Source organism: Novosphingobium sp. B-7, from assembly GCF_000410615.1.
GTDB lineage: Bacteria > Pseudomonadota > Alphaproteobacteria > Sphingomonadales > Sphingomonadaceae > Novosphingobium > Novosphingobium capsulatum.
Genome location: NZ_KE148376.1, coordinates 454 through 788, shown reverse-complemented (window position 1 = coordinate 788; position 335 = coordinate 454). Strand labels below are relative to the sequence as shown.

At 73.1% G+C, this 335-nt stretch carries 1 pseudogene; it reads right to left on the bottom strand.

Annotated features, from left to right (window positions below):
* Positions 1-335 (bottom strand): annotated as a pseudogene (locus H926_RS33415) (D-alanyl-D-alanine carboxypeptidase/D-alanyl-D-alanine-endopeptidase); the annotation flags it as partial.

The window sequence follows — 335 nt, the reverse complement described above, 5'->3', positions numbered from 1 at the left end:
CGCGATGGCGGGCCAGGGTGCTGCCGCGCACCGTCACGCCGCGTGCCACCAGCATCCCGCGCAGCACCCATGCTGCCCGCGCTGCCGGATCGGCCAGGGCCAGGGGTATGCGCCAGGTCTTGCCGGCGGGAACCACGCCATCAATGCGCCAAGCGTCTGACCCCGGCAGGGTGCGGCGGGGGAGGGCAGGCTGATCGCCGGGGCCGATGCGCACGGTGCCGCTGATGGTGAGGCCCGCTGGCGGGGTTATCCGGGCGGGGCTGTCGGCTGTGCCAGCGGCTGCCGCGTCGATCGCGGCTACCGCGATATTGTCATCCAGCGTGAGCGCGGAAATC